This window comes from Nonomuraea soli (assembly GCF_013761175.1).
GTDB classification, from domain to species: domain Bacteria; phylum Actinomycetota; class Actinomycetes; order Streptosporangiales; family Streptosporangiaceae; genus Nonomuraea; species Nonomuraea soli.
This window is the reverse complement of sequence record NZ_JACDUR010000010.1, coordinates 198988-222252: the sequence shown is the minus strand read 5'-3', so window position 1 is coordinate 222252 and position 23265 is coordinate 198988. Positions and strand designations below refer to the sequence as shown.

The 23265-nt window shown below is 67.5% G+C and carries 36 protein-coding genes; 1 reads left to right on the top strand and 35 read right to left on the bottom strand.

Going from position 1 to position 23265, the window contains the following annotated elements; genetic code table 11:
* Nucleotides 1-7: 7 nt before the first annotated feature.
* On the top strand, nt 8-2971 hold the full coding sequence (locus HNR30_RS42565) for a hypothetical protein (protein ID WP_181615897.1): 2964 nt from the start codon (nt 8-10) through the stop codon (nt 2969-2971).
* 123 nt (nt 2972-3094) lie between these two features.
* Here the strand turns inward: HNR30_RS42565 and truA are convergent, their stop codons facing one another.
* The 35 genes from truA to rplC all read right to left on the bottom strand — a co-directional run bounded on the left by truA (nt 3095) and on the right by rplC (nt 23254).
* Nucleotides 3095-3946 (bottom strand): tRNA pseudouridine(38-40) synthase TruA, encoded by an 852-nt coding sequence (truA, locus tag HNR30_RS42560; RefSeq protein ID WP_181616017.1) that lies wholly within the window; start codon nt 3944-3946, stop codon nt 3095-3097.
* An 83-nt stretch (nt 3947-4029) separates the two neighbouring features.
* Entirely contained in the window at nt 4030-4584 is a 555-nt protein-coding gene (rplQ, locus tag HNR30_RS42555; protein WP_181615896.1) for a 50S ribosomal protein L17, read from the bottom strand.
* 150 nt (nt 4585-4734) lie between these two features.
* Entirely contained in the window at nt 4735-5751 is a 1017-nt protein-coding gene (locus HNR30_RS42550) for a DNA-directed RNA polymerase subunit alpha (protein ID WP_181615895.1), read from the bottom strand.
* A 132-nt stretch (nt 5752-5883) separates the two neighbouring features.
* Nucleotides 5884-6510, bottom strand: coding sequence for a 30S ribosomal protein S4 (gene rpsD / locus HNR30_RS42545; protein WP_181615894.1), 627 nt, complete (start codon nt 6508-6510; stop codon nt 5884-5886).
* An 18-nt stretch (nt 6511-6528) separates the two neighbouring features.
* Nucleotides 6529-6933 carry a 30S ribosomal protein S11 gene (rpsK, locus tag HNR30_RS42540; RefSeq protein ID WP_020542285.1) on the bottom strand — a complete coding sequence of 135 codons (405 nt, stop codon included), beginning with the start codon at nt 6931-6933 and terminating at the stop codon, nt 6529-6531.
* A 45-nt stretch (nt 6934-6978) separates the two neighbouring features.
* Nucleotides 6979-7359 (bottom strand): 30S ribosomal protein S13, encoded by a 381-nt coding sequence (rpsM, locus tag HNR30_RS42535; protein WP_181615893.1) that lies wholly within the window; start codon nt 7357-7359, stop codon nt 6979-6981.
* A 191-nt stretch (nt 7360-7550) separates the two neighbouring features.
* Complete coding sequence (rpmJ, locus tag HNR30_RS42530) at nt 7551-7664, bottom strand: 50S ribosomal protein L36 (protein WP_003956441.1); 114 nt, start codon at nt 7662-7664, stop codon at nt 7551-7553.
* A 24-nt stretch (nt 7665-7688) separates the two neighbouring features.
* A complete protein-coding gene (gene infA, locus HNR30_RS42525) occupies nt 7689-7910 on the bottom strand; it encodes a translation initiation factor IF-1 (protein WP_030508344.1) in 222 nt (73 codons plus the stop codon).
* A 198-nt stretch (nt 7911-8108) separates the two neighbouring features.
* Nucleotides 8109-8774 (bottom strand): class F sortase, encoded by a 666-nt coding sequence (locus HNR30_RS42520; protein WP_312895038.1) that lies wholly within the window; start codon nt 8772-8774, stop codon nt 8109-8111.
* Between the two features lie 70 nt (nt 8775-8844).
* Complete coding sequence (locus tag HNR30_RS42515; protein WP_220134634.1) at nt 8845-9384, bottom strand: hypothetical protein; 540 nt, start codon at nt 9382-9384, stop codon at nt 8845-8847.
* Nucleotides 9385-9534: 150 nt separating this feature from the next.
* Nucleotides 9535-9939: a hypothetical protein gene (locus tag HNR30_RS42510; RefSeq protein WP_181615891.1), complete on the bottom strand. Its 405-nt coding sequence runs from the start codon at nt 9937-9939 to the stop codon at nt 9535-9537.
* A 104-nt stretch (nt 9940-10043) separates the two neighbouring features.
* On the bottom strand, nt 10044-10448 hold the full coding sequence (locus HNR30_RS42505; RefSeq protein WP_246380200.1) for a DUF1707 SHOCT-like domain-containing protein: 405 nt from the start codon (nt 10446-10448) through the stop codon (nt 10044-10046).
* A gap of 38 nt (nt 10449-10486) precedes the next feature.
* Nucleotides 10487-11296, bottom strand: a complete 810-nt coding sequence (gene map, locus HNR30_RS42500; RefSeq protein WP_181615889.1) for a type I methionyl aminopeptidase — start codon at nt 11294-11296, stop codon at nt 10487-10489.
* A 101-nt stretch (nt 11297-11397) separates the two neighbouring features.
* On the bottom strand, nt 11398-12048 hold the full coding sequence (locus tag HNR30_RS42495; RefSeq protein ID WP_181615888.1) for an adenylate kinase: 651 nt from the start codon (nt 12046-12048) through the stop codon (nt 11398-11400).
* Nucleotides 12049-13359, bottom strand: a complete 1311-nt coding sequence (secY, locus tag HNR30_RS42490) for a preprotein translocase subunit SecY (RefSeq protein WP_181615887.1) — start codon at nt 13357-13359, stop codon at nt 12049-12051.
* A gap of 223 nt (nt 13360-13582) precedes the next feature.
* Nucleotides 13583-14038: a 50S ribosomal protein L15 gene (rplO, locus tag HNR30_RS42485; protein ID WP_181615886.1), complete on the bottom strand. Its 456-nt coding sequence runs from the start codon at nt 14036-14038 to the stop codon at nt 13583-13585.
* 2 nt (nt 14039-14040) lie between these two features.
* Nucleotides 14041-14223, bottom strand: coding sequence for a 50S ribosomal protein L30 (rpmD, locus tag HNR30_RS42480; protein ID WP_181615885.1), 183 nt, complete (start codon nt 14221-14223; stop codon nt 14041-14043).
* A gap of 2 nt (nt 14224-14225) precedes the next feature.
* The gene (gene rpsE, locus HNR30_RS42475) at nt 14226-14858 is read right to left on the bottom strand and encodes a 30S ribosomal protein S5 (protein ID WP_181615884.1); all 633 of its coding nucleotides are present in this window, start codon (nt 14856-14858) and stop codon (nt 14226-14228) included.
* Nucleotides 14859-14883: 25 nt separating this feature from the next.
* Complete coding sequence (rplR, locus tag HNR30_RS42470; RefSeq protein ID WP_181615883.1) at nt 14884-15267, bottom strand: 50S ribosomal protein L18; 384 nt, start codon at nt 15265-15267, stop codon at nt 14884-14886.
* Nucleotides 15268-15269: 2 nt separating this feature from the next.
* Nucleotides 15270-15809 (bottom strand): 50S ribosomal protein L6, encoded by a 540-nt coding sequence (gene rplF / locus HNR30_RS42465; RefSeq protein WP_181615882.1) that lies wholly within the window; start codon nt 15807-15809, stop codon nt 15270-15272.
* Between the two features lie 18 nt (nt 15810-15827).
* A complete protein-coding gene (gene rpsH / locus HNR30_RS42460; protein ID WP_181615881.1) occupies nt 15828-16226 on the bottom strand; it encodes a 30S ribosomal protein S8 in 399 nt (132 codons plus the stop codon).
* Nucleotides 16227-16432: 206 nt separating this feature from the next.
* Nucleotides 16433-16618, bottom strand: coding sequence for a type Z 30S ribosomal protein S14 (locus HNR30_RS42455; RefSeq protein WP_181615880.1), 186 nt, complete (start codon nt 16616-16618; stop codon nt 16433-16435).
* Nucleotides 16619-16620: 2 nt separating this feature from the next.
* Nucleotides 16621-17190: a 50S ribosomal protein L5 gene (gene rplE / locus HNR30_RS42450; protein WP_181615879.1), complete on the bottom strand. Its 570-nt coding sequence runs from the start codon at nt 17188-17190 to the stop codon at nt 16621-16623.
* Nucleotides 17190-17495, bottom strand: coding sequence for a 50S ribosomal protein L24 (gene rplX / locus HNR30_RS42445; RefSeq protein WP_181615878.1), 306 nt, complete (start codon nt 17493-17495; stop codon nt 17190-17192). Before rplX ends, rplE begins: the two co-directional genes overlap by 1 nt.
* Nucleotides 17495-17866 carry a 50S ribosomal protein L14 gene (gene rplN / locus HNR30_RS42440; RefSeq protein WP_132617254.1) on the bottom strand — a complete coding sequence of 124 codons (372 nt, stop codon included), beginning with the start codon at nt 17864-17866 and terminating at the stop codon, nt 17495-17497. The genes rplX and rplN overlap by 1 nt, the downstream gene beginning before the upstream one ends.
* Before the next feature lie 280 nt (nt 17867-18146).
* Complete coding sequence (gene rpsQ / locus HNR30_RS42435) at nt 18147-18422, bottom strand: 30S ribosomal protein S17 (protein WP_181615877.1); 276 nt, start codon at nt 18420-18422, stop codon at nt 18147-18149.
* Nucleotides 18415-18654 carry a 50S ribosomal protein L29 gene (gene rpmC / locus HNR30_RS42430; RefSeq protein ID WP_181615876.1) on the bottom strand — a complete coding sequence of 80 codons (240 nt, stop codon included), beginning with the start codon at nt 18652-18654 and terminating at the stop codon, nt 18415-18417. The genes rpsQ and rpmC overlap by 8 nt, the downstream gene beginning before the upstream one ends.
* A complete protein-coding gene (gene rplP, locus HNR30_RS42425; protein ID WP_181615875.1) occupies nt 18654-19073 on the bottom strand; it encodes a 50S ribosomal protein L16 in 420 nt (139 codons plus the stop codon). Before rplP ends, rpmC begins: the two co-directional genes overlap by 1 nt.
* Nucleotides 19074-19075: 2 nt before the next feature.
* Nucleotides 19076-19912 carry a 30S ribosomal protein S3 gene (gene rpsC, locus HNR30_RS42420; protein WP_181615874.1) on the bottom strand — a complete coding sequence of 279 codons (837 nt, stop codon included), beginning with the start codon at nt 19910-19912 and terminating at the stop codon, nt 19076-19078.
* Complete coding sequence (gene rplV / locus HNR30_RS42415; RefSeq protein ID WP_181615873.1) at nt 19912-20265, bottom strand: 50S ribosomal protein L22; 354 nt, start codon at nt 20263-20265, stop codon at nt 19912-19914. Before rplV ends, rpsC begins: the two co-directional genes overlap by 1 nt.
* Before the next feature lie 22 nt (nt 20266-20287).
* Nucleotides 20288-20566, bottom strand: coding sequence for a 30S ribosomal protein S19 (rpsS, locus tag HNR30_RS42410; RefSeq protein ID WP_181615872.1), 279 nt, complete (start codon nt 20564-20566; stop codon nt 20288-20290).
* 11 nt (nt 20567-20577) lie between these two features.
* Complete coding sequence (gene rplB / locus HNR30_RS42405) at nt 20578-21414, bottom strand: 50S ribosomal protein L2 (RefSeq protein ID WP_181615871.1); 837 nt, start codon at nt 21412-21414, stop codon at nt 20578-20580.
* A gap of 240 nt (nt 21415-21654) precedes the next feature.
* On the bottom strand, nt 21655-21957 hold the full coding sequence (gene rplW, locus HNR30_RS42400; protein WP_181615870.1) for a 50S ribosomal protein L23: 303 nt from the start codon (nt 21955-21957) through the stop codon (nt 21655-21657).
* A complete protein-coding gene (gene rplD, locus HNR30_RS42395) occupies nt 21957-22607 on the bottom strand; it encodes a 50S ribosomal protein L4 (RefSeq protein ID WP_181615869.1) in 651 nt (216 codons plus the stop codon). The genes rplW and rplD overlap by 1 nt, the downstream gene beginning before the upstream one ends.
* A complete protein-coding gene (gene rplC / locus HNR30_RS42390) occupies nt 22604-23254 on the bottom strand; it encodes a 50S ribosomal protein L3 (RefSeq protein WP_181615868.1) in 651 nt (216 codons plus the stop codon). The genes rplD and rplC overlap by 4 nt, the downstream gene beginning before the upstream one ends.
* Nucleotides 23255-23265: the final 11 nt, after the last annotated feature.

Sequence of the window (23265 nt, the reverse complement as noted above, 5' to 3'; positions counted from 1 at the left end):
CCCGTTTATGCGTGGCCAGGAATCTGGGTCTGAGCACGAGCGCGACGTAACCGACGCCTCGGCCGCTCCGGCGACGCCACCGCCGAGCTTCGGCCAGCTGCCGCCGTCCGGTGAGGCGCAGCCCGCTCCGGCGTTCCCCGACGCCGAGCCCGGTGCCGCATGGACCCCCTTCGGTGCACAGACTCCCGACCAGCGTCCGCCTATCCCGATCTACCAGGGACCACCACCCGGGCTCCCCGAGCCCGAGGAGGCGGCCGACCACGACCTGACGACTCCCGCCCAGGGCCTGCCCATGCCTCGCGCCTTGGGCTCCGAGGCGCCCGGCGGAGATCCCTCGCGCCCTCCGGGCTTCGGAGGCGCCGGGCTGGGCGCTCCCCAACCGGCCGACGCGCCCTTCGCTCAGGGCCCGCACAGCGGACCGCAACCGACGAGCGCGCCGTACGGCTCGCCCAGCGGAGCTCACCCGGCCGCGCCACACGACGGCGGCAGCGGGCCCCAGCCGATCGACGCGCCGTTCCCGCCTCACAGCGGCAACAGGGGACCGCAACCGATTGACGCACCGTTCCCCCAGCCCAGCGGCAACAGCGGGCCTCAGCCGCTGGACGCGCCGTTCCCACCTCCTGAGCGCCACAGCGGGCCCCAGCTCATCGACGGGCCGTTCCCGCCCCTCAGCGGCGACGGCGGCGGGCAGCAGCCGTCGAGTGCGGCCTATCCGTCCCAGGATCGCCCGAGCGGGCCTCGGCCCATCGGCTCGTCCTTCGCACCGCTCGGCGGTCCCGAGGTCCCCTCGTCCAACGGCTTCGGCGGGTCCTATCCCGTCCAGCCGCCTCCCTTCGGCGGCACGGGTCACGACATCCTCGACCACGACTTCGACCAGCCCGAGAACGAGGCGAACACGACGGTCGACTGGCGGAACCTGCCTTTCGACGTGCAGGCCGGGCCCCCGCGCGGCGATTCCCCGCCATCGGCCACCGAGCCCGCCGTACCTCCGGTCGCCCACACTCCAGACCCCCAGACCGGCCAGCACGGCGCGCTCGCGGCTCCCGGCGCCGACCTGCCCGAGGGCGGCCAGGCCTTCCCCGTCGACCCGGCCGTCGAACGGCAGGCCTTCGGCACGGCGCATCCGGGCCTCCCCGGTGAGCACCAAGGCCACGGTGTCACCCACCCGGCCTTCCCAGGCGACCAGATCGCCGGCTCGCCCACGTCACGAGGTGACGAGGCGGCCGCTCCCCTGCCCTCGCAAGGCGACCACCCCCTCGCTCCCGGCGCCTTCCCGATGAGCGGCGAGCGCTCCGAGCCCGTGCAGGGCGACCTCCCCGCCCTGCCCGCCTTCCCTGGCGCCTATCCCTGGGAACTCACCGAAAAGGACGCCGGGCCGTACGACTGGTTCGCCGACCCGGAGACCGGCGAGCACCCCGGGCTCCCGCCCTCCGCCCAGCCCGAGACGCAGCCCGCCAGAGCTCACTCCGAGTTCCCCCCGGTGGTTCCGGGCGCGCCTCCGTGGCAGCCTCCGCCCGGCTTCACCGCTGCCGCCGCAGGCATGCGCGTGTGGCCCGCCCCTGTCTCCGACAGCCCGTCCATGCCCCCGTGGCCCGCCGCGACCGGCGAACCGGTGGCCGACCACGCAACGCCGTACGACGCAACGCCGTACGACGCAACGCCGTACGACCCAACGCCGTACGACGCTCAGCCAGACACGCAGCCAGACACGCAGCCGGACACCCAGCCCGACACCCAGCCCGACACCCAGCCTCACGCCCAGCCGGACACCCAGCCTCACGCCCTGCGGGATGCCCAGCTCGGCACCCAGTGGACCGAGGCGCACCACGACGCGCCCCCGGCGCCCGACGCGGACGCCCAGGCCCCCTCCTGGCCCGACCACCACCCCGAACGCGCCACCGACGACGACACCCCGATCCTCGAGGGCACCCCCGTCGACCCGTCGGTGACGGTCGCCGTCCCCCGGCCGGCCGAGCCCAGCGACGTCCCCGTCTGGCCGCCCATGCCTCACCAGGCGCCGGCCCCCCTCCCGGCCCCCGAGCCGGCAGCCGCGGAGCCGGTCGGCGAGCAGCCGCAGGAGCACGAGCAGCCGCCTCCCCACCTCCCCGAGCTCCCCTTCGGCCCCGAGGTCTGGGGCCCCAAGGCCGAGAACGCCCCCACCCCGCCCCAGGGTTTCCAGCTCCCCGAGCCCTCCTACGCGCAGTGGGCCCCGGCCGAGCCGCCACCCCCTGTCGTCGAGACGGCGGCGGGCGGCAAGGGCAGGAAGGTCGCCTTCGCCGCCCTGGGCGTGCTCGTCGTGGCCGGTGTCGCGACGGGCGGCGTGCTCGTCTACCGCACGATGAACACCCCCAACGAGGCGACGGGCGCGGTCGCCACGGCCCCGGTGCCCAGCGCCACCCAGCAGGCCCCCAGCCAGCAGCCCACGACCGACGAGGCCACGACGATCCTCAACTCCGAGGAGACGGACCCCAAGACGCTGGCCCTGTCGGAGGCGTTCCCCGACAAGAAGATCAAGATCGGCAAGACCGTTTACACGCGGGTCAAGGCCGAGGTGGCGGAGGACTGCTCGAAGGCGGCGTCCGGCCCGTTCGCCGACGCGCTGCGCGATCAGCAGTGCAGCAGGGTGCTGCGGGCCACGTACGTGGACGCCAAGCGCAAGTACGCCGTCACGACGGGCCTGGCGGTGCTCCCGACCAAGGACGCCGCGATGCAGGCCGACCAGGCCAAGAACCTGGGACGCAACCTGTGGTTCCGCGCTCTCCCTGGGCCGTCGGGCTCGGGCGCCGACCGCGTGCACATCGCGGGCGGCTACGCGGCGGGCCTGGTGTGGGGACGTTACATCGTGTTCAGCTACGCCACCTACGCCGACGGCCACACGCCGGAGGCGAAGGAGAAGGGCCTGGGCACGATCAGCGGCGCCTTCCGCGACCACACCTCGACGGTGCTCGAACGCCGCGTGAGCACCGGCTGAAATTCGACCGGGGCGACGTCAATGCGTCGCCCCGGATGGCCCCGAACGCCTGGGGAAGACGATCGCGTCTGCGGGGAGCCCGGCGCCATCGACGCCAACGCCAGAACGCCGTCGCGGCGCGCGCTACTCCCCCGCCAGCGTCCGGACCCGCCGCGTCATCAACGCCCGCTCAGCCAGCTCCCCCGCGTCCGCCGGATACCCGACCTCCTCCAGGCACAACCCGTGCGCCGCCGCCACCTTCACCCCCGGGTCCCGTACGGCACGCGCCAGGACCTGCCCCGCCCACTCGGCAGGCATGCGCCCCTCGCCCACGGCCAGCAGGCACCCCACGAGCGCCCGCACCATCGAGTGGCAGAACGCGTCCGCCATCACCGTCGCCTCCAGCACCCCGCTCCCGGGGTCCCGCGCCCACGACAGCCGCTGCAGCTCCCGGATGGTCGTCGCCCCCTCCCGCTTCTTGCAGAAGGCCGCGAAGTCGTGCTCCCCCAGCAGCAGCGCGGCCCCGGCGTTCAGCGCCTCCAGGGACAGCGGCCGGTTGTGCCAGAGCACGTCGCGCCGCCGCAGCGGGTCGACCCCGCCGGGCTCGTCGCTCACCCGATACACATACCGCCGGTACAACGCCGAGAACCGCGCGTCGAAGCCCTCAGGAGCCACACTGACGCGCTGGACCCGTACATCCGGGTCCAGCACCCCAGCGAGCCTCCGCAACAGCGCAGCGAGCCGCTCATCGACGCTCGCGTCCTCGGACTCGCGGTTGCCGAGCACCCCGGTGAGCGACTCCACGTCGACGTGCGCGACCTGACCGCGGGCGTGCACCCCCGCGTCGGTACGGCCGGCCACGGTCAGCTCGACAGGCGTGCGCAGGATGCGGCCGAGCCCGTCCTCCAGGCAGCCCTGGACGGTGCGCAGGCCGGGCTGGCGTGCCCAGCCGGAGAAGTCGGTGCCGTCGTAGGCGAGATCGAGCCGGAGCCGCATCACGATGAACCTCCCATGAAACGAGACAAGGCCCGGCACCCCGAGTGACGGGGTGCCGGGCCGATGTCACGGAGCCTGACGGATCAGGCCTCGTCCTTGTCCTTCTTCTCCTCGGCGGAGGTCTCCTCGGCGGAGGTCTCCTCAGAGGCGGCGGCCTCCTCGGAAGCCGGAGCCTCCTCGGAAGCGGCGTCCTCGACCTCGTCGGCGACCTCGGCGGCGGCCGGAGCAGCGGCCGGGGCGGCCTCGGCGGCCGGAGCCTTGGAGGTGCGGACCGGGTTGAGCGCCTCGCTCACGAGCTCGATGACCGCCATCGGGGCGTTGTCGCCCTTACGCGGACCGATCTTGGTGATGCGGGTGTAGCCACCGGGACGCTCGGCGAACTGCACGGCGATCTCGGTGAAGAGGTGGTGGACGACGCCCTTGTCCCTGACCACGGTCAGCACCTGGCGACGGTTGTGCATGTCGCCCTTGCGGGCCTTGGTGATCAGCTTCTCGGCCAGCGGGCGAAGGCGCTTGGCCTTGGCCTCGGTGGTGCGGATCTTGCCGTGCTTGAACAGCTCGGTGGCGAGGTTCGCCAGGATGAGCCGCTCGTGAGCCGGGCTGCCGCCGAGGCGAGCACCCTTAGTGGGCCTGGGCATTTCGTTCTCCTTGAGAGTCAACCCGCCCCGGCCGTGTCAGGTACCGGGATCGGGCCGCCAGGCTCCCCGCAGGGAGCCCGCGATGTTCAGAGTGCGACCCGGGGCGCGGGGCCCCGGGTTTTCGCGGGCGACCGGAGGCCGCCCGACGTCTTAGTACTGCTCCGTCTCCACGTACGCGGAGTCGTCGTCGTCGTAGCCGCCGCCGGCCACCGCGCTCGGGTCGAACCCGGGCGGGGAGTCCTTGAGCGCCAGCGACATCTCGTGCAGCTTCTGCTTGACCTCTTCGATGGACTTCGCGCCGAAGTTCCTTATGTCGAGAAGGTCCTGCTCGCTGCGGGCCACGAGCTCACCCACGGTGTGGATGCCCTCGCGCTTGAGGCAGTTGTAGGAACGAACCGTGAGGTTCAGCTCCTCGATCGGCAGCGCCAGGTCGGCGGCCAGGGCCGCGTCCGTCGGCGACGGGCCGATGTCGATGCCCTCGGCCTCGACGTTCAGCTCGCGGGCGAGGCCGAACAGCTCGACGAGGGTCTTACCGGCGGAGGCCACCGCGTCGCGGGGCTTCATGGCCGGCTTGGTCTCGACGTCGAGGATGAGGCGGTCGAAGTCGGTGCGCTGCTCGACTCGGGTGGCCTCGACCTTGTAGGTGACCTTGAGCACCGGCGAGTAGATCGAGTCGATCGGGATACGACCGATCTCCTGGCCCGGCTGCTTGTTCTGGGCGGCGGAGACGTAGCCGCGACCGCGCTCGACGGTCAGCTCCATCTCCAGCTTCGCCTTGCCGTTCAGCGTGGCGATCTTGAGGTCGGGGTTGTGCACCTCGACACCGGCCGGAGGCGCGATGTCGGCGGCGGTGACCTCACCGGGGCCCTGCTTGCGCAGGTACATGACCACGGGCTCGTCGTGCTCGGAGGAGACGACCAGCTCCTTGAGGTTCAGGATGATGTCGGTGACATCCTCCTTCACACCGGGAACGGTCGAGAACTCGTGCAGCACGCCTTCGATGCGAATCGACGTCACCGCGGCGCCCGGGATGGACGACAGCAGGGTACGGCGAAGCGAGTTGCCGATGGTGTAACCGAAGCCCGGCTCCAGCGGCTCGATCACGAACCGGGAGCGGAACTCGTCGATCGACTCCTCGAGAAGAGTCGGACGCTGAGCGATCAGCATTGTTGGGATCTCCCCTGATCAGTGTGGCGACCGCTATATGACGCCACCCATGATTTTTGTACGGCGAGCCGTACAGCACCCAAGCCCCCGGCCCTTCCACGAGGAAAGGGCAGGGGGCTCAGGCAGCGAGCGCTACTTGGAGTAGAGCTCGACGATCAGCTGCTCCTGCACCTGCGTGTCGATCTGCTGACGGACCGGCAGCTGGTGGACCAGGATGCGCATCTTGTCCGGCACGACGCCCAGCCACGCGGGGACGGTGCGGTCGCCGGCGGTGGCGCGAGCCACCTCGTACGGAAGCAGGTTGCGCGACTTCTCGCGAACCTCGACGATGTCGTGCTCGCGGACGCGGAAGGACGGGATGTCGACCTTCTTGCCGTTCACCAGGATGTGTCCGTGACGGACCTGCTGGCGAGCGGCGTCACGCGACTGCGCGAAACCGGCGCGGAAGACCACGTTGTCGAGACGCGACTCCAGGATCTGGAGCAGGTTCTCGCCGGTCTTGCCGCCCTTGGTGTTGGCTTCCTCGTAGTAGTTGCGGAACTGCTTCTCGAGGATGCCGTAGATGCGACGCGTCTTCTGCTTCTCGCGGAGCTGAGTGTTGTACTCGGTCTCCTTGGGACGGCCGCGACCGTGCTCACCCGGGGGGTAAGGACGGATCTCGATGGGGCACTTGGCGGACTCGCACTTGCTGCCCTTGAGGAAGAGCTTGGTCTTCTCCCGACGGCAGAGCTTGCAGTCCGCACCCGTGTAACGAGCCATTTCTCAATTTCTCCTGGGTCAGACGCGGCGGCGCTTGGGCGGACGGCAGCCGTTGTGCGGCACGGGGGTGACGTCCTGAATGGAGCCAACCTCGAGGCCGGTCGCCTGCAGCGAACGGATCGCGGTCTCACGGCCGGAGCCGGGGCCCTTGACGAAGACGTCGACCTTGCGCATGCCGTGCTCCATGGCGCGGCGGGCGGCGTTCTCCGCAGCCATCTGCGCGGCGAACGGGGTGGACTTACGGGAGCCCTTGAAACCCACGTGGCCGGCCGAGGCCCAGGAGATCACGTTCCCGTTCGGGTCGGTGATCGAAACGATCGTGTTGTTGAACGTGCTCTTGATGTGGGCGTGCCCGTGAGCGACGTTCTTCTTTTCCTTGCGACGCACCTTCTTCGGTGCGCCCTGACGGCTCTTAGGAGGCATTCTTTGCCTTCACTCCTGAGTTCATCGGTCCCGCGGCTGCGAGGACTACTTCTTACCGGGCTTCTTCTTGCCGGCGACGGTCTTCTTCTTGCCCTTACGGGTACGGGCGTTGGTCTGCGTGCGCTGACCGTGGACCGGAAGACCCTTCCGGTGACGGATGCCCTGGTAGCAACCGATCTCGATCTTGCGACGGATGTCGGCCTGCACCTCGCGGCGGAGGTCACCTTCGATCTTGAAGTTCGCCTCGATGTAGTCACGCATCGGGACGAGCTCGGTGTCGCTCAGCTGGTGGACCCGCAGGTCGCCGCTGATGCCGGTGGCCTGGAGGATCTCCAGAGCGCGGGTACGGCCGATGCCGTAAATGTAGGTGAGAGCGATCTCCAGCCGCTTGTCGCGGGGGAGGTCGACGCCAACCAGGCGAGCCATGGTCGGGCATTCTCCTTCGTTGTGGCGGAGGTCCTGCGCCTTGCTCCCCTCCCCATGCCCGGGGCGAGGGCCTCGGCCTCCGACCGAGGGTGATTCACCTGGCGGTGAATGCTTGGCGCGCTATCAGATTGCAGGCTTTCCATGCGTAGAGCCCGCTACTGGAGCGGACTCTCGGAAAAGCCTTGTGGCGACTAGCCCTGGCGCTGCTTGTGGCGCAGGTTGTCGCAGATCACCATGACGCGACCGTGCCGGCGGATCACCTTGCACTTGTCGCAGATCTTCTTGACGCTCGGCTTGACCTTCATAGTCCTTCGTGTCCTCAGACGCTCTTACTTGTACCGGTAGACGATCCGCCCACGACTGAGGTCGTAGGGGCTCAGTTCCACGACAACCCTGTCGTCAGGCAGGATCCGGATGTAGTGCATCCGCATCCGTCCGCTGATGTGGGCCAGGACCTTATGGCCGTTGTCGAGCTGCACCCTGAACATGGCGTTCGGGAGCGACTCGATAACAGTGCCCTCGATCTCGATGGCGCCGTCTTTCTTGGCCAAAATCCCTCGCGTTTCACTGATCGGTCGTCTGAGGCATCGGTTCACTAGCAGCCGCGACCATGCGCAACGCTTGAGAGAGCGGTAACCAGCTAGGTCACTCACGCACAATGGTCATAGTGAGCCGACTAAGGAGTGTACGACACCTTGGCGGAAAACGCGAAACGCGCGCCAGGTGTCCCGACACAACCATGCTCCAGACTACCTTAGATCGGATGCCAGGTACGCCGCGCTGAACAACGCGTACACGATCACGTTGTGGCTGTAGGAACGTCTGGCCCTGTCGAAGTCGCCGCCGCACGTCACCAGCCGCAGCTCCCGCCCTCGTGCCGGGCCGTACACCCGGTCGGCGGGGAACTCCGCCTTGGGCGTGCGCTCCAGCCGCCGCACCTCGAAGACCGCCACTGTCCCGTCGCCGCGCGCGACGCCGACGACGTCTCCCCTGGCCAGCTCGCCGAGCCGGGCGAAGACCGCGGGCCCCGTCCTGGTGTCGAGATGCCCGGCGATGACCGCCGAGCCCCGTTCCCCCGGCGTCGGCCCCCCACCGAACCATCCGGCGACATTCGCGTGGTCGAGTGGCGGTACGGCCAGCGAGCCGTCCGCCTCGATGCCCAGCACGACGAGCGGCGCGCTCACCTTCAGCCTCGGGATGATCACCCGGTTCGGCTCCGCGCGCCCCAGCTCCCCCGTGTACGGACGCGGCCACTCCCGCTTGGCCCGCGCCGGAGCGGACGCCGGCATGGACACAGGCGCGGACACGGGCGCGGCGGCCCGCTCCTGAGGTACGGCACGCGGAGGAGGGGCGGGCAGGCAGGCGGTCAGCATCACCAGCGCCGGCACCACCCACCCGGCGGCCCTCGCTTTCACGTGCCTGCCCCGCACCGCAAGCCGCCGACATGCGGCGCGGGGCAGGCACGAGTCCTCGTGGCCACCGGTGCTACTGTCCGCGCCGCCTGCGCGCGGCGACGATCGCCAGACCGCTCGCGGCGACCAGCGTGCCGATCGCGGCCATCAGCCAGATCGTGCGCACGGACTCGCTCTCGGCGGCCGACATGGCCAGGCCGCCGCCACCGGTGTTCGGTCCCACGCGCGGATAGGCTCCCCGCCCGTTCACCGTCAGGTAGGCCTTGATGGAACGGTTGGAGCATCGGACGACCACCTCGTGCGCGGTGGAGTCGGCCTCGTCGTCGATCTCGACGCTGCCCATCCAGCCGCCCTGGCCGCCGTTGCGCGCCAGCCGTACGTGACGGCCCTCGAACGCCATCGACGAGGCGTAGATGTCGGTCGTCGTCGTGCTGCACTCGTGCACGTAGATGCTGACCTTGTCGCCGGCCTTGGCGTTGGGCGGATAGATGGTGACCCGCGGATCGCCGACGGACGCACCGGTCGCGAACGTCGCACAAGCCATCACACCCAGCGCGACCCGTACGACTCCGCCCATCGTTTCCCCCATACGACGGTTGACCTCAAAGATCACCTACCCGACCTCACCACCGCCAACTGTGGCGAGCGGTAAAGAGTCCGTCTTTTGCCTGCCGTACCGGGACAGACGCCGAGCGGCCCGCCGGCGCTGTACGCCGGCGGGCCGCTCGTGAAAGTTCAGGACCCCCCTGAAGACCACCGCGTCTTACTTGTAGATCCAGTGCTTGCCGCCGCAGTTGGAGTGGGAGCCGCCCCAGCAGGTGTAGGTGTAGATCTTCTTGATGCCGTGGCCGGACCAGTGCTGCTTGCCGGTCTTGCCGTCCCAGGAGTACAGCTTCTTGAACCAGTGTCCGTTCTTGTAGTACCAGAACCAGACGTAGCCCTTCTTGCCGAACTTCTTGTCGACGCCGTACCAGTAGGTGTGCACGACACCGCTCGACTTGAAGGTGTTGCCGAAGGTGTAGGCCTTGCCGTCGCTGGAGAAGTACTTGCCCCAGCTGCCGGTGCTCGACGCGGGGGCGGCGGTGGCGGCCTGGGCTGCGGGCGCGACGGCCATGCCGGTCAGCGCGATCGAGCCGGTCAGGGCGGCCGCTGCGAGAATCTTGCGCATCTTCTGATCCTTCGGTGTGGGTGCCGGCTTGTTCCGACACCGCACACGTTAGGAAGATTCGCTTTCCGCTTCTGTGGAGGAATGCACAGAACGTATTAGTGCACTCAACGCTTCTGCGGACCGGTGCCGAACAGCGTGCTCACCAGGAGGACCGCGCCCCACGGGCCCATCACCCACAGCGGCCACGGGTAGATGAAGTCGCCGGTCGACAGGCTGATGATCAGCCAGATCACCCAGTTGACCGCGCTGGCCGCGGCCCAGGCCGCCCAGGCCGCGCGCATGCCCTGGTGCGTGCCCTTGTTCGCCAGGGGCGCCGGTGTGCGGGCGGGCCGCGCGCGCATGTCGACGTCGGGCAGATCGGCCGTCACCCTGGCCAGTTCGCCGTAGGTCTTGGCCTTGTAGACGTCTTCGAGCCGCTCGTTGAACTCGTCGACGGTGATGCGGCCCTCGGCGGTGTGCTCGCGCAGCACCGCGGCCACCCGGTCACGATCGACATCGGAGGCACGCATTTCGGGGCTCTGCGCCATTGCCACCACTCCCGGCGGATCTAGTTCAGCAGGGTCGAAAGGCGCCCTTCGCCCCCATCTATGGCGGTGAGCACCCAAGGACCATTATGTGTCACGGCGACGCTGTGTTCGAAGTGTGCGGAGGCCTTGCCGTCGATGGTGACGACGGTCCAGTCGTCGGCCAGCACGCGCGTGCGGTGGGTCCCCAGGTTGACCATCGGCTCGATGGCCAGGCACATGCCGGCTTCGAGCACCGGTCCCCTGCCCGGCCTGCCGTGGTTGGCGACCCACGGGTCCATGTGCATCTCGGTGCCGATGCCGTGCCCGCCGTACTCCTGCGGGATGCCGTACTTGCCCTGCGAGCGGATGTACTTCTCGATCTCGTAGCCGATGTCGGAGAGGTGACGGCCCACGGTCAGCGCCGCGATCCCCCGCCACATCGACTCCTCGGTCACCCGCATGAGCTCCGTCAGAGCCGGGTCGACCTCGCCCACCGGGACCGTGATCGCGGAGTCTCCGTGCCAGCCGTCGAGGATGGCGCCGCAGTCGATCGAGATGACGTCGCCCTCGGCGAGCTTGCGCGAGTTGCCGGGGATGCCGTGGACGACCTCGTCGTTGACCGAGGCGCAGATCGTGGCGGGGAACCCCTGGTAACCCTTGAACGAGGGGATCGCTCCCTCGTCGCGGATCGCCTTCTCGGCGATGGCGTCGAGGTCGAGTGGGGTCATCCCCGGCTGGACCGACCGCCGCAGCAGCTCCAGCGTGCGCCCCACGACCAGGCCGGCGGCACGCATCTTCTCGAGCTGCTCGGCGGACTTGATCTGGATGCCATGCCTGTTCTTCTTGAACACCTTGCGGCCACCCCCCATCGGGCTAATCCCCCAACAATAACGGCATCAACAGAAAGGTCCCTCGCGCATTCCGCGAGGGACCTTTCTCCACACAACGAACGTCAGTCCTGGAAGGGCCTCAGCGCGTCCATGGCGCGGCGGGTGATCTCCTCCACCGGCCCGGTCGCGTCGACCCCGACCAGGATGCCCTCATCGGCGTAGAACTCGATGAGAGGAGCGGTCTGCTCCTGGTAGACCTCCAGGCGGTGCCTGACGGTCTCCTCCTTGTCGTCGTCGCGCTGGAAGAGCTGGCCCCCGCACGCGTCGCACTTGTCGTCCTTCTTGTCGTCGAACTCGACGTGCCAGATGCGACCGCACTGGCTGCAGGTGCGGCGACCGGCGAGCCGGCGCACGACCTCCTCGTCGTCGACGATCAGGTTGAGGACGATGTCGAGCGGACGACCCCATTCCTCGAGCATCTTCTTCAGGACCTCGGCCTGCGGCACGTTCCGTGGGAAGCCGTCGAGCAGGAAACCGTCCTGCGCGTCGTCCTCGGACAGCCGGTCACGGACCATGGCGACGGTGACCTCGTCGGGCACCAGGTCGCCCTTGTCCATGTAGGACTTGGCAAGCTTGCCGAGCTCCGTGCCGCCCGAGACGTTGGCACGGAAGATGTCACCTGTCGAGATTTTCGGGATCGACAGATTCGATGCGATGTACTGGGCCTGCGTCCCCTTACCCGCTCCGGGGGGCCCAACCAGAACCAGACGCATCTACCGCAGGAAACCTTCGTAGTTGCGCTGCTGGAGCTGGCTTTCGATCTGCTTCACGGTGTCAAGTCCAACGCCGACCATGATCAGAATGCTCGTCCCTCCGAACGGGAAGTTCTGGCTCGCGCCTGCGATCGACAGCGCGATGATCGGGACCATGGAGATCAGACCCAGGTAAAGCGACCCGGGAGCGGTCAGGCGGTTGAGCACGAAGCCCAGATATTCGGCTGTCGGCCGGCCCGGACGGATGCCCGGGATGAACCCACCGTACTTCTTCATGTTGTCGGCGACTTCAACGGGGTTGAAGGTGATGGAGACGTAGAAGTAGGTGAAGAAGATGATCAGCGCGAAGAAGATGCCCATGTACCACGGACCCGTGCCGGTGGCCAGGTTGGTCGCGATCCACTGGATGACCGGGTTGGGGTCTTCCGTGTTGGCGAACAGCGAGGTCAGCAGCTGCGGGAGGTAGAGCAGCGACGAGGCGAAGATGACCGGGATGATGCCGGCCTGGTTGACCTTCAGCGGGATGTAGGTGGAGGTGCCTCCGTACATCCGGCGGCCCACCATGCGCTTGGCGTACTGCACCGGGATGCGCCGCTGCGCCTGCTCGACGAAGACGACCGCGGCGATCATGAAGATGCCGACGATCAGAACCGCCGTGAAGGTGAACGGGCTCTGCTGGAAGATGCTGGCCAGCTCGGACGGGAAGACCGCCACGACCTGGGTGAAGATCAGGATGGACATGCCGTTGCCGACGCCGCGGTCCGTGATCAGCTCACCCAGCCACATGATGACCGAGGTGCCGGCCGTCATGATGACGACCATGGTGATGATCTGGAAGACGTCGTCGGGGTTGAGCAGCACGTCGAGGTTGCAGCCCTGGAACAGCTGGCCGCTGCGGGCCAGGGCGATGAAGGCGGTCGACTGCAGCACCGCGAGACCGATGGTGAGGTAACGGGTGTACTGCGTGATCTTCGTCTGACCGGCCTGGCCCTCCTTCTTGAGGGCCTCGAGTCGGGGGATCACGACCACGAGCAGTTGCAGAATGATGCTTGCCGTGATGTACGGCATGATGCCCAGCGCGAACACCGACAGCTTCAGGAGAGCGCCGCCGCTGAAGAGCTGCACCATCCCATAGATGTTGCTAGCGGAGCTTTCACGCGCGATGGCGTAACACTCTCTGATGTTGTTGACGTCAACACCCGGAGTCGGGAGAACCGAGCCGAAGCGGAACAGCGCGATGATGCCCAAAGTGAAGAGCAACTTCTTGCGCAGGTCCGGCGTCCGGAACGCCCGGGTAAACGCGGTCAGCACGGTCCCTCCTGCGCGCCTGGAAGGCGATATGGGTCTGCGATGGTGCGGGGATCTGCCATCTGATTTCTCGGGTCAGACAAGACGGCAGTAATGCCGTCTCGGCGAACTCTAACGCACTACGGGCGCGGGAGCCCATTGCAGAACCCCCGCGCCTCGTAACCAATGGGAAACGTGGGCCGATGCGCGCGCACGCGCCCGGCGCCCACGGTTCCCGTGGCTGCTGTTACAGCTCGGTGGCGGAACCACCGGCAGCAGCGATCTTCTCCTTCGCCGAGGACGAGAAGGCGTGAGCCGTCACGTTCACAGCGACCGAGATCTCGCCGGTGCCAAGGACCTTGACCGGCTGGTTCTTGCGCACGGCACCCTTGGCGATCAGCGTCTCCACGGTGACGTCGCCACCCTGGGGGAACAGCTCGCCGAGCTTGTCGAGGTTGACGACCTGGTAGGTCGTCTTGAACAGCGCGTTGCTGAAGCCCTTGAGCTTCGGCAGGCGGCGCTGCAGCGGCACCTGGCCACCCTCGAAACCGAGGTGGACCGTGTTGCGGGCGTGCGTGCCCTTGGTGCCGCGACCGGCCGTCTTACCCTTGGACGCCTCGCCGCGACCCTTGCGGATCTTGGCCTTGTTGGCGCCCGGGGCGGGACGGAGGTCGTGAATCTTGAGCGGAGCCTTGTCAGTCATGACTAGTCGACCTCTTCCACGTCGACGAGGTGCGTGACCTTGTGGACCATGCCGCGGATCTCCGGGCGGTCCTCCTTGACCACGACGTCGCCGATTCGCTTCAGGCCAAGCGAACGCAGCGAGTCACGCTGGTCCTGCTTGCCACCGATCTTCGAACGAACCTGAGTGATCTTCAGGCGACCCATGACTAGCTCACCGCCTTAGCCGCCGCAGCAGCCTCGGCCAGACCGTCGGCGCGAGCCTTGAGCATGGCCTTGGGGGCGACGTCCTCGATCGCCAGACCACGGCGGGCAGCGATGGCCTCAGGGGTCGACAGACCCTTGAGCGCGGCCACGGTGGCGTGGACGATGTTGATCGGGTTGTCGGAGCCGAGCGACTTCGACAGCACGTCGTGAATGCCGGCGCACTCCAGGACGGCGCGGACCGGACCACCGGCGATGACACCGGTACCGGGCGACGCCGGGCGCAGGAACACCACGCCGGCCGCCTCCTCACCCTGCACGGTGTGCGGGATGGTGCCCTGGATGCGGGGCACGCGGAAGAAGTGCTTCTTGGCCTCTTCGACGCCCTTGGCGATGGCCGCGGGAACTTCCTTGGCCTTGCCGTAGCCGACGCCGACCATGCCGTTGCCGTCACCGACGACGACCAGGGCGGTGAAGCTGAAGCGACGACCACCCTTCACGACCTTGGCCACTCGGTTGATCTTAACTACGCGCTCGATGTACGAGACGCCCTTGTCGGCGGCGCCGCCGCGGCGGTCGTCACGACGGTCCCGCCGCTCGCCACCGGTGCCGCCACCGCGACGCGGAGCTGCAGCCATCAGTGGTTCCTCATCTCAGTAGCCATTAGAACTCGAGCCCACCTTCGCGGGCGCTGTCCGCCAGGGCCGCGATGCGGCCGGCGTACCGGTTTCCGCCACGGTCGAAGACGACCGCGGAGATACCGGCTTCCTTGGCCCGCTGAGCGAGAAGCTCGCCGACCTTCTTGGCCTTCGCCGTCTTGTCACCCTCGACCGTGCGCAGGGAGGCGTCCATGGTGGAGGCGCTCACCAGCGTGTGGCCGGCGTTGTCGTCGACGATCTGGACGAACATGTGACGGGTCGAGCGGTTGACGACGAGACGCGGACGCTCCGCCGTACCGAAGACCTTCTTGCGGATCCGGCTGTGGCGACGGGCCCGCGAGACGGCGCGAGCAGCGGTGTGCCTGCCGTGTGCGATCTTGCCAGCCATCGTTACTTACCAGCCTTTCCGACCTTGCGGCGGATCTGCTCACCCTGGTACCGCACACCCTTGCCCTTGTAGGGGTCGGGCTTGCGGATCTTGCGGATGTTCGCGGCGATCTCGCCGACCTTCTGCTTGTCGATGCCATCGACGTGGAAGAGCGTCGGCTTCTCCACGCGGAAGGTGATCCCCTCAGGGGCATCGACGATCACCGGGTGGCTGAAACCGAGAGCGAACTCCAGCTGCGTCGGGCCCTTGGCCGCGACGCGGTAACCGACACCGACGATCTCGAGCGTCTTGGTGTAACCCTGCGTGACGCCCTGCACCATATTGGCGATCAGCGTGCGAGACAGGCCGTGCAGAGCGCGGACCTTGTTCTCGTCAGTCGGGCGGGAGACGGTCACAGAGCCGTCCTCCAGCGCCACCGTGATCGGGTCGGCCACCGTGTGGTTCAGGGTGCCCTTGGGACCCTTCACCTCGACACTCTGGCCGTCGATCTTCACCTCGACGCCGCCTGGCACGGGGATCGGCAGTCGTCCGATTCGCGACATGCTAAGTACCTCCCCTCGTTACCAGACGTAGGCGAGGACTTCGCCGCCCACGCCACGCTTGCCGGCCTGCTTGTCGGTCATGAGACCGGCGGACGTCGAGATGATCGCGACGCCCAGCCCGCCCAGGACTCGAGGCAGGTTGTCCTTCTTCGCGTAAACACGCAGCCCGGGCTTGGAAACCCGGCGCAGCCCCGCAAGCGAACGCTCACGGCTCGGCCCGAACTTGAGCTCCACGACGAGCTGCCTCGCAGGCTTGGCCTCCTCAACGGTCCAAGACTGGATGTAGCCCTCCTGCTGGAGGATCTCGGCGATGTGCGCCTTGATCTTCGAATACGGCATCGTCACGGAGTCGTGGTATGCCGAATTCGCGTTGCGCAGACGTGTCAACATGTCTGCGATCGGGTCGGTCATCGTCATGGCCAACGGCCTTCCTCGCCGCGGTTTCCAGTCGGCCGAGCAGAGCTCTGCCGGTGGACCTACAGCGTGGTCATGCGGTCCTGGCGGACCGCCATGGATACTTACCTTCGCCCGTCCCCCGCGAGGGAGCGCGACACTCGGCGGGCCGAGTGCCGCGACAGGCATATGGACCCGGCACCTTCGCAGGTGCCGGGACATGCGAGCTGTTACCAGCTGGACTTGGTGATGCCCGGCAGCTCGCCGCGGTGCGCCATCTCACGGAAGCACACGCGGCACAGGCCGAACTTCTTGTAGACGGCGCGCGGACGGCCGCAGCGCGAGCACCGGGTGTAGGCGCGCACGGAGAACTTCGCCTTGCGCGCGGCCTTCACCTTCAGGGACGTCTTAGCCATGATCAGGCCTCCTTGAACGGGAACCCGAGGTGCTTGAGCAGCGCCCGGCCCTGGTCGTCGGTCTTCGCGGTGGTCACCAGAGTGATGTCCATACCGCGGGGCCGGTCGACCTTGTCCTGGTCGACCTCGTGGAACATGACCTGCTCGGTCAGACCGAAGGTGTAGTTCCCGTTGCCGTCGAACTGCTTGGGCGACAGACCACGGAAGTCACGGATACGCGGCAGCGCCAGCGACAGCAGCCGGTCCAGGAACTCCCACATGCGGTCGCCACGCAGGGTGACGTGGGCGCCGATCGGCATGCCCTCACGCAGCTTGAACTGCGCGATGGACTTGCGGGCGCGGACCACGGCGGGCTTCTGGCCGGTGATCACGGTGAGGTCGCGCACGGCGCCCTCGATCAGCTTGGAGTCGCGAGCGGCCTCGCCGACACCCATGTTGACCTTGATCTTGGTCAGGCCGGGCACCAGCATGACGTTCTCGATGCCGAACTCCTCGCGGAGCTTGGCGATGATCTCCTCGCGGTACTTCGTCTTCAGGCGAGGGGTGGGACGCTCGACAGTCGTCTCAGTCATTACTTGTCCTCACCCTCCGACTCCTTGGCCGGCTTGTCGGCCTTCTTGTCGGCAGGCTTGTCGTCCTTGGCCTTCTTCACGTTGCTCACGTGAATCGGAGCCTCCATGCGCTGCACACCGCCGCTCTTGGCGCCGCGCGGGCCCTGGAAGTTCTCCTTCTGGTGCTTGGTCACCATGTTGACGCCCTCGACCACGACGCGCTCGGCGGCGAGGTGAACGGCGATGACACGGCCCTTGGCGCCCTTGTCCTTGCCGGCGATGACCTGAACCAGGTCACCCTTCTTCACGTGCAGAGACTTCGGCATCACAGCACCTCCGGAGCGAGCGAGATGATGCGCATGAACTTCTTGTCGCGCAGCTCGCGGCCGACCGGGCCGAAGATGCGAGTGCCACGGGGGTCGCCGCTGTCCTTGATGATGACGGCGGCGTTCTCGTCGAAGCGAATGTAGGAACCGTCGGGACGACGGCGCTCCTTGGTCGTGCGAACGACGACAGCCTTGACGACGTCGCCCTTCTTCACACCGGTCGAGCCGGGAAGGGCATCCTTGACGGTGGCGACGATGATGTCACCGATGCCGGCGTAGCGACGGCCGGAGCCACCGAGAACACGGATGCAAAGAATCTCCTTGGCACCAGTGTTGTCGGCGACCTTGAGCCGCGACTCCTGCTGGATCACGTCTACTCCTGTTGGTCTCCGCCGGTTCTCACGCGTGCGCGAGCCTTGCGGAACTTCATGGTCTTGGTCCCACGGCGACAACCTGCTCTGCCCTACGGCACAGCGGATCGCCCCGCAGGCGGCGGGCTCGAGAACCCTGCCCTTGGACGCCTCCATGGGAGACAGCCCCACGCAGGCGCGATAACGCGCCTCCCGGGCCGACAGCCCACTGGAGGCGCGAAATCTCAGCTTACCGTCAGAGCCGGTGTGCTCATTACCACAAGCACACCGGCTCCAGGTACTACTTGGCCTTCTCGAGGATCTCCACGACGCGCCACCGCTTGGTGGCCGACATCGGACGGGTCTCCATCAGAAGGACACGGTCGCCGACGCCGCAGGCGTTCTGCTCGTCGTGCGCCTTGTACTTCTTGGTCCGGCGGATGACCTTGCCGTACAGCGGGTGCTTGACGCGGTCCTCGACGGACACGACCACGGTCTTGTCCATCTTGTCGCTGACGACCAGACCCTCACGGGTCTTGCGGTAGCTCCGCTGGGTGGTCTCGGTAGCCTCAGACATCGCTCGACTCCTTCTCGACCGTCTGGATGATGCCGAGCTCGCGCTCACGCATGACGGTGTAGATTCGGGCGATCTCACGGCGGACAGCGCGGAGCCGCCCGTGGCTCTCCAGCTGACCGGTGGCTGCCTGGAAGCGGAGGTTGAAGAGCTCCTCCTTGGCTTCCTTCAGCTTCTGGACCAGGCCCTCCTGGTCCTCTTCACGCAGATCGCCGGCGGTCAGACCCCTAGCCATCACGCCTCCCCAACTTCACGCTTGACGATCTTGCACTTCATCGGGAGCTTGTGGATCGCGCGCTTGAGAGCCTCACGAGCCACGGGCTCCGCGACACCGCTGAGCTCGAACATCACGCGACCGGGCTTGACGTTGGCGATCCACCACTCCGGCGAACCCTTACCGGAACCCATGCGGGTCTCGGCCGGCTTCTTGGTGAGCGGACGGTCCGGGTAGATGTTGATCCAGACCTTTCCGCCACGGCGGATGTGACGGGTCATGGCGATACGAGCGGACTCGATCTGACGGTTCGTCACGTAGCTGTGCTCGACAGCCTGAATGCCGAACTCGCCGAACACGACCCTGGTGCCGCCCTTGGCAGCGCCGCTGCGGTCAGGACGGTGCTGCTTGCGGTGCTTGACCCTGCGAGGGATCAGCATGGTCAGCTCCCTTCAGCGACCGGCTGAGCGGCCTGGGACTCGGAGGCCTGAGCCTCGGAACGGGGGGCGCGGCCCGCGCCGCCACCGCGACGCTCGCCACGACCGGCACCACCGCGACGCGGACGGTCTCCACCGCCACCGCCACGACGGTCGTCGCGCTCGCGACGCTGACCGGCGCGAGCACCGGCGGCAGCCGCCTCGCGCTCGGCGCGGCTGGTCGGAGCCTCGCCCTTGTAGATCCACACCTTCACGCCGATGCGGCCGAAGGTGGTACGGGCCTCGTAGAAGCCGTAGTCGATGTCCGCGCGAAGGGTGTGCAGCGGCACGCGACCCTCGCGGTAAAACTCCGACCGGGACATCTCAGCGCCGCCGAGACGACCGGAGCACTGGACACGGATGCCCTTGGCGCCGGACTTCATGGCGGACTGCATCGCCTTGCGCATGGCGCGGCGGAACGAGACACGGCTGGACAGCTGCTCGGCGACACCCTGCGCGACGAGCTGCGCGTCGATCTCGGGGTTCTTGACCTCGAGGATGTTCAGCTGGACCTGCTTCTTGGTCAGCTTCTCGAGGTCGCCACGGATACGGTCCGCCTCGGCGCCGCGGCGGCCGATGACGATGCCGGGACGCGCGGTGTGGATGTCCACCTGCACGCGGTCCGTCGTGCGCTCGATCTCGACCTTGGAGATGCCGGCCCGCTCCATGCCCTTCTGGAGCATGCGGCGGATGGCAACGTCCTCTGCGACGTACGACTTGTAGAGCTTGTCGGCGTACCACCGGCTCTTGAAGTCGGTCGTGATGCCGAGGCGGAACCCGTGCGGGTTAACCTTCTGGCCCACTATCGGGTCCTTCCCTTCGGCTCGCGGGATTCCACGATCACAGTGATGTGGCTGGTCCGCTTGTTGATCCGGTAGGCACGACCCTGGGCGCGCGGACGGAACCGCTTCAGCGTCGGGCCCTCGTCGACCCACGCGCGGCTCACGACGAGCGTGGCCGGGTCGAGGTCGAAGTTGTGCTCGGCGTTCGCCATGGCGGAGCTGAGCACCTTGTAGATCGACTCGCTCGCGGACTGCGGAGCGAACTGCAGCACGGCCTGCGCCTGCGAAGCGGGCAGTCCGCGAATGAGGTCCACCACACGGCGGGCCTTCTGGGGCGTGACACGGACGAACCGCGCCTGAGCCCTGGCTTCCATCGCTTTCTCCTACTTCTGCTGGCTACCGCCGGCTGCGGCGGTCTTCCTTGACGTGGCTGCGGAACGTGCGCGTCGGCGCGAACTCGCCGAGCTTGTGGCCGATCATCGAGTCGGTGACGAACACCGGCACGTGCTTGCGGCCGTCGTGGACGGCGATCGTGTGCCCGATCATGGACGGCACGATCATGGAGCGCCGCGACCACGTCTTGATGACGTTCTTCGTGCCCTTCTCGTTCTGGACGTCGACCTTCTTCTGAAGGTGGCCGTCCACGAAGGGACCCTTCTTAAGGCTACGAGGCATACTGGCTGCTCCTACCGCTTCTTCCTCTTAGAACGACGGCGGATGATCAGCCTGTCGCTGGCCTTGTTCGCCGCGCGGGTACGGCCCTCGGGCTTACCCTTCGGGTTGACCGGGTGGCGACCACCGGAGGTCTTACCCTCACCACCACCGTGCGGGTGGTCCACAGGGTTCATCGCGACACCACGGACGGTCGGGCGCTTGCCCTTCCACCGCATACGGCCGGCCTTACCCCAGTTGATGTTGCCCTGCTCGGCGTTGCCGACCTGGCCGACCGCAGCGCGGCAGCGGACGTCGACCATGCGCATTTCGCCGGAGGGCATACGCAGCGTGGCGTACTGGCCTTCCTTCGCGAGCAGCTGGATCTGAGCGCCCGCGGACCGGCCCAGCTTCGCGCCACCACCCGGACGGAGCTCCACCGCGTGGATGAAGGTACCGGTCGGGATGTTGCGCAGCGGGAGGCAGTTGCCCGGCTTGATGTCAGCGCCGGGGCCGTTCTCGATGCGGTCACCCTGCTTGAGGCCGGTCGGCGCGATGATGTAGCGCTTCTCGCCGTCGGCGTAGTGCAGCAGAGCGATGTTGGCGGTGCGGTTGGGGTCATACTCGATGTGAGCGACCTTGGCCGGGATGCCGTCCTTGTCATGCCTGCGGAAGTCGATGATCCGGTAGGCGCGCTTGTGGCCGCCGCCCTGGTGGCGAGCGGTCACTCGACCGTGAGCGTTGCGGCCGCCCTTGCTGTGAAGGGGAGCAAGCAGCGACTTCTCGGGCGTGCTGCGGGTGATCTCGGAGAAGTCCGAGACACTCGAGCCGCGGCGACCCGGGGTCGTCGGCTTGTACTTACGGATGCCCATCTTTTTCGTTCATCCTTTGTCGGTGAGACTCAGAGCCATGAGGCTCCTCGCCTCTTCTTTCACTACAGTGCGCATGCCACGACCCCTGCCGGGAGCCACCTGGGCGGCCCCGGAGGGGTTCGCTGGTCAAGCGCGCCTCCTCGTCCGCTGGTCGCGGCCGCGAAGGCCTCTCCCGGTCGGGCCGGGAGGGATGGGCCGGGGATCCGAGGATCCCTGGCCCGATTCAGCCCCGGAAGGGCTTTAGCCGACCGCACCGAAGATGTCGATGCGGTCACCCTCGGCCAGGCTCACAATCGCGCGCTTGGTGTCGGGACGCTTGCCGAAACCGGTGCGGGTGCGCTTGCGCTTGCCCTGCCGGTTGATCGTGTTCACGCTGGTGACCTTGACCTCGAAGATCTGCTCGATCGCGATCTTGATCGCGGTCTTGTTCGCGTTCTTCTTCACCAGGAACGTGTACTTGTTGTGCTCGTCGATCAGACCGTAGCTCTTCTCGGAGACCACGGGCTTGACGATGATGTCGCGCGGGTCCGCGATCTTCTCCATCAGGCGTCTTCCTTCCCAGCGCCCTGGCTCAGGCGAGCCACAACCTGGTCGTAGGCCTCCTGCGTGAAGACCACGTCGTCGCTGCAGAGCACGTCGTAGGTGTTGAGCTGCCCGGCGTCCAGCAGGTGGACCTCGGGAGCGTTGCGCAGGCTCAGCCAGGTCAGCTGGTCGGTCTCGTCGACGACGACGAGAACGCGAGCGCCCTGGGTGATCTTGCGCAGGGCCTCCAGAGTCGCCTTGGTCTTGGGCGTGTCACCCGAGACCAGGCTGCTCACCACGTGCACGCGGTTGCCGGACGCGCGGTCCGACAGCGCGCCACGCAGAGCGGCGGCCTTCATCTTCTTGGGGGTCCGCTGCGAGTAGTCGCGCGGAACCGGACCGTGGACGGTGCCACCGCCGGTGAACTGCGGCGCGCGGGTCGAACCCTGACGGGCGCGACCGGTGCCCTTCTGGCGGTACGGCTTCTTGCCGCCACCGCTGACCTCACCGCGGGTCTTGGCCTTGTGGGTGCCCTGCCGGCGAGCGGCGAGCTGGGCCACGACGACCTGGTGGATCAGCGGGACGTTGACCTTGGCGCCGAAGATGTCCTCGGGAAGGTCGACGGAGCCGGTCTTGGCGCCGCTGGCGTCGAGGACGTCGATGGTGCTCACTTGGCCCCCTTCTTAGCAGCGGTGCGGACGAGAACCAGGCTGCCGTTCGCGCCGGGGATCGCACCCTTGATCAGGATGAGGCCCTTCTCGGCGTCGATGGCGTGAACCTTGAGGCTCTGCACGGTGGTGCGGACGTTACCCATCCGGCCAGCCATGCGCAGACCCTTGAAAACGCGGCCCGGGGTGGCGCAGCCACCGATGGAACCCGGCGAGCGGTGCTTGCGCTGGGTACCGTGCGAGGCACCCAGACCACCGAAACCGTGGCGCTTCATGACACCAGCGAAGCCCTTGCCCTTCGACTTGCCAGTCACGTCGACGTACTGGCCAGCCTCGAAGGTGTCGGCCAGGAGCTCCTGGCCCAGGGTGTAGTCGCCCGCGTCGTCGGTGCGGATCTCCGTGAAGTAACGGCGGGGCGTGATGTCGTGCTTGCGCAGGTAGTCGCCGAGCGGCTTGTTGACCTTGCGGGGGTCGACCTGACCGAAGCCGAGCTGGATGGCGGAGTAGCCGTCCTTCTCGGCGGAGCGGATGCGGGTGACCACACACGGACCGGCCTCGACCACGGTGACCGGAACGAGCCGGTTGTCCGCGTCGAAGACCTGGGTCATGCCGAGCTTCTTGCCCAGGACGCCCTTGATCGTCTTAGCCATGTCAGTGTGTC

What these genes read in the sequence shown, in the direction of transcription:
- HNR30_RS42565 (WP_181615897.1), top strand. Translation starts at nt 8, where the DNA reads ATGCGTGGCCAGGAATCTGGGTCTGAGCACGAGCGCGACGTAACCGAC.
- truA (WP_181616017.1), bottom strand. Translation starts at nt 3,946, where the DNA reads ATGCGGCTCCGGCTCGATCTCGCCTACGACGGCACCGACTTCTCCGGC.
- rplQ (WP_181615896.1), bottom strand. Translation starts at nt 4,584, where the DNA reads ATGCCCAGGCCCACTAAGGGTGCTCGCCTCGGCGGCAGCCCGGCTCAC.
- HNR30_RS42550 (WP_181615895.1), bottom strand. Translation starts at nt 5,751, where the DNA reads ATGCTGATCGCTCAGCGTCCGACTCTTCTCGAGGAGTCGATCGACGAG.
- rpsD (WP_181615894.1), bottom strand. Translation starts at nt 6,510, where the DNA reads ATGGCTCGTTACACGGGTGCGGACTGCAAGCTCTGCCGTCGGGAGAAG.
- rpsK (WP_020542285.1), bottom strand. Translation starts at nt 6,933, where the DNA reads ATGCCTCCTAAGAGCCGTCAGGGCGCACCGAAGAAGGTGCGTCGCAAG.
- rpsM (WP_181615893.1), bottom strand. Translation starts at nt 7,359, where the DNA reads ATGGCTCGCCTGGTTGGCGTCGACCTCCCCCGCGACAAGCGGCTGGAG.
- rpmJ (WP_003956441.1), bottom strand. Translation starts at nt 7,664, where the DNA reads ATGAAGGTCAAGCCGAGCGTCAAGAAGATCTGCGACAAGTGCAAGGTG.
- HNR30_RS42510 (WP_181615891.1), bottom strand. Translation starts at nt 9,939, where the DNA reads ATGCGCAAGATTCTCGCAGCGGCCGCCCTGACCGGCTCGATCGCGCTG.
- HNR30_RS42505 (WP_246380200.1), bottom strand. Translation starts at nt 10,448, where the DNA reads ATGCGTGCCTCCGATGTCGATCGTGACCGGGTGGCCGCGGTGCTGCGC.
- HNR30_RS42495 (WP_181615888.1), bottom strand. Translation starts at nt 12,048, where the DNA reads ATGCGTCTGGTTCTGGTTGGGCCCCCCGGAGCGGGTAAGGGGACGCAG.
- rplO (WP_181615886.1), bottom strand. Translation starts at nt 14,038, where the DNA reads ATGACTGACAAGGCTCCGCTCAAGATTCACGACCTCCGTCCCGCCCCG.
- rpmD (WP_181615885.1), bottom strand. Translation starts at nt 14,223, where the DNA reads ATGGGTCGCCTGAAGATCACTCAGGTTCGTTCGAAGATCGGTGGCAAG.
- rpsE (WP_181615884.1), bottom strand. Translation starts at nt 14,858, where the DNA reads ATGGCTGCAGCTCCGCGTCGCGGTGGCGGCACCGGTGGCGAGCGGCGG.
- rplR (WP_181615883.1), bottom strand. Translation starts at nt 15,267, where the DNA reads ATGGCTGGCAAGATCGCACACGGCAGGCACACCGCTGCTCGCGCCGTC.
- rplF (WP_181615882.1), bottom strand. Translation starts at nt 15,809, where the DNA reads ATGTCGCGAATCGGACGACTGCCGATCCCCGTGCCAGGCGGCGTCGAG.
- rpsH (WP_181615881.1), bottom strand. Translation starts at nt 16,226, where the DNA reads ATGACGATGACCGACCCGATCGCAGACATGTTGACACGTCTGCGCAAC.
- HNR30_RS42455 (WP_181615880.1), bottom strand. Translation starts at nt 16,618, where the DNA reads ATGGCTAAGACGTCCCTGAAGGTGAAGGCCGCGCGCAAGGCGAAGTTC.
- rplE (WP_181615879.1), bottom strand. Translation starts at nt 17,190, where the DNA reads ATGACTGAGACGACTGTCGAGCGTCCCACCCCTCGCCTGAAGACGAAG.
- rplX (WP_181615878.1), bottom strand. Translation starts at nt 17,495, where the DNA reads ATGCCGAAGTCTCTGCACGTGAAGAAGGGTGACCTGGTTCAGGTCATC.
- rpsQ (WP_181615877.1), bottom strand. Translation starts at nt 18,422, where the DNA reads ATGTCTGAGGCTACCGAGACCACCCAGCGGAGCTACCGCAAGACCCGT.
- rpmC (WP_181615876.1), bottom strand. Translation starts at nt 18,654, where the DNA reads ATGGCTAGGGGTCTGACCGCCGGCGATCTGCGTGAAGAGGACCAGGAG.
- rplP (WP_181615875.1), bottom strand. Translation starts at nt 19,073, where the DNA reads ATGCTGATCCCTCGCAGGGTCAAGCACCGCAAGCAGCACCGTCCTGAC.
- rplV (WP_181615873.1), bottom strand. Translation starts at nt 20,265, where the DNA reads ATGGAAGCCAGGGCTCAGGCGCGGTTCGTCCGTGTCACGCCCCAGAAG.
- rpsS (WP_181615872.1), bottom strand. Translation starts at nt 20,566, where the DNA reads ATGCCTCGTAGCCTTAAGAAGGGTCCCTTCGTGGACGGCCACCTTCAG.
- rplB (WP_181615871.1), bottom strand. Translation starts at nt 21,414, where the DNA reads ATGGGCATCCGTAAGTACAAGCCGACGACCCCGGGTCGCCGCGGCTCG.
- rplW (WP_181615870.1), bottom strand. Translation starts at nt 21,957, where the DNA reads ATGGAGAAGATCGCGGACCCGCGCGACATCATCGTCAAGCCCGTGGTC.
- rplC (WP_181615868.1), bottom strand. Translation starts at nt 23,254, where the DNA reads ATGGCTAAGACGATCAAGGGCGTCCTGGGCAAGAAGCTCGGCATGACC.